Annotated in this window: 1 protein-coding gene; it reads right to left on the minus strand. The window is 65.1% G+C overall.

Annotated features, from left to right (window positions below; all coding sequences use genetic code 11):
• Nucleotides 1–162: 162 nt before the first annotated feature.
• Nucleotides 163–2,509: valine--tRNA ligase (locus tag VK519_RS08555; RefSeq protein ID WP_324349021.1), on the minus strand; the 2,347-nt coding region annotated here is incomplete at its 5' end.

Raw genomic sequence — 2,509 nt, forward strand, 5'->3', positions numbered from 1 at the left:
TTCGTCGAGATCGGCCGCCGTCCGAACTATTATCCCGCGCATACGGGGCGCGAAGAGGCCATCGTCATGGCCTTTGATATCAAGCCACTGGGCAGCGCCAGGCCGTAGCAGGAGTCAGCGTAGCCGGGGTCAGAGTTATTACTCTGACCCCCAAACCCGGGACTAGCCGAGCTTGGTAGCCTGCTCACGCAGCGTGCCCAGCTGCCCTGTCCAGTCGGTGATGCGCGCACGCTCCTGCGCCACCACTTCGGCCGGTGCATTGGCCACGAAGCTGGCGTTGCCGAGCTTGCCCTCGCACTTGCGGATTTCACCCTCGATGCGCGCGATTTCGCGGGCCAGGCGGGTTTTCTCCGCCTCCACGTCGATCAGGCCGGCCAGCGGGATCAGTACGCGCAGGGTGCCGACCACGGCGACCGCAGCGGCAGGTTCATCCGCCTTGGACTCAATCCAGCGCGGAGACTCGACACGTCCGAGGAAGGCCAGCTGCGCTGCGAACTTGGCCGAGCGCTCGCGATCCCTTGCGTCGCCGTCGGCGAGGAGCAACGGAATGGCCTTGCCGGGCGGGATGTTCATCTCGGCGCGGATGCGGCGAAGGCCGGTGAGCACGCCCTTGATCCACTCAACTTCCGCCTCGGCCGCGGCATCGGCGGTGATATCGGCGGCCTCGGGGTAGGTACGGGTCATGCTGGTGTCGCCGGAAAGTCCCAACGGCGCCGCCACGGCGTGCCAGATTTCCTCGGTGACGAACGGCACCATCGGATGCAGCGCGCGCAGCAAGGTTTCGAGCACGTAGAGCAGCGTGTGGCGGGTCGAGGCGACGGCCGCCGTGTCATCGCCGTTCAGGGCGGGCTTGGAGAGCTCCAGGAACCAGTCGCAGAACTCGTTCCAGGTGAATTCGTACAGTGCCTGAGCGGCCAGGTCGAAGCGATACGCGGCGAACTGCGTGTGGACGTCGGCCACCGTGTGGTGCAGGCGTGCCAGAATCCATCGCTCAGCTTCGGTGGCCGGCCGTGCAGGTGCCCGCACGGGCGCGTCGCCGACATTCATCAGCACGAAGCGCGCGGCATTCCAAAGCTTGTTGATGAAGGCCTTGTAGCCGCCGCAGCGCTCCAGGTCGAACTTGATGTCGCGCCCGTGCGTGGCAAGCGATGCGAAGGTAAAGCGCAACGCGTCGGCACCGAAGGCGGGAATCCCTTCGGGGAATTCCTTGCGCGTGGCCTTTTCGATCTTCTCGGCCATCTTCGGTTGCATCAGGCCGCCGGTACGCTTGTCCACCAGCGCATCGAGCTCGATGCCGTCGACGAGGTCGATCGGGTCGAGCACGTTGCCCTTGGACTTGGACATCTTCTGGCCGTCCTTGTCGCGTACCAGGCCGGTGATGTAGACGTCCTTGAAGGGCACTTCGCCGGTGAAGTGGTCGGTCATCATGATCATCCGGGCGACCCAGAAGAAGATGATGTCGAAGCCGGTCACCAGCACGCTGGAGGGCAGATAGCGGGCGAAGCCTTCGATATCCATCGCCGCAGGGTCTGGCCAGCCGAGCGTGGAGTGGCTCCACAGCGCCGAACTGAACCAGGTTTCCAGCACGTCGTGCTCGCGCGTAAGTTCCCCCAGGCCGCGTTCGGCCGCCTGCGCCTTCGCACCAGCCTCGTCGCGGGCCACGACGATCTCGCCGTTGGCCGCATACCAGGCGGGAATCTGGTGGCCCCAGGTGAGTTGGCGGCTGATGCACCAGTCCTGGATGTTGCCCAGCCAGTGGCGGTAGGTATTGATCCAGTTTTCCGGGACGAAGCGGACCTTGCCCGATTCCACCAGTTCCAGGCCGCGGGCGGCAAGGGTGTCCATCTTCACGAACCACTGCCAGGTGAGGTACGGCTCGATCACCTGGCCGGTACGGTCGCCGCGCGGCACCTGCAGCTTGTGTTTCTTCGTTTCGACGAGGTAGCCCTGGGCTTCCAGGTCCGCCAGCACCGCCTTGCGCGCGACGTAGCGGTCCATGCCGCGGTAGGCGGCAGGCGCGTTGTCGTTGACCGCGGCATCGGGGGTGAAGATGTTGATCATCGGCAGGCCGTGGCGCTGGCCGATGGCGTAGTCGTTGAAGTCGTGGGCCGGGGTGATCTTCACGCAGCCGGTGCCGAATTCCCGCTCGACGTAATCGTCGGCGATGATCGGGATCTCACGGCCGGACAGCGGCAGGCGCAGGGTCTTGCCCACCATCGAGGCATAGCGTTCGTCTTCTGGATGGACGGCCACGGCGACGTCGCCGAGCATCGTTTCCGGACGCGTGGTGGCTACCACCAGCGAACCTGAGCCATCGGCCAGGTCGTAGCGGATCGACCAGAGTGAACCGTCTTCCTCGGCGCTGACCACTTCCAGGTCCGAGATGGCCGTCTTCAGCACCGGGTCCCAGTTCACCAGGCGCTGGCCGCGATAGATGAGTTTTTCCTCGTACAGGCGCACGAAGGTCTCGATCACGGCCGTCGACAGCGAGGGGTCCATGGTGAAGCGC

Source organism: Pinirhizobacter sp., from assembly GCF_035317885.1.
Classification (GTDB): domain Bacteria; phylum Pseudomonadota; class Gammaproteobacteria; order Xanthomonadales; family Rhodanobacteraceae; genus Pinirhizobacter.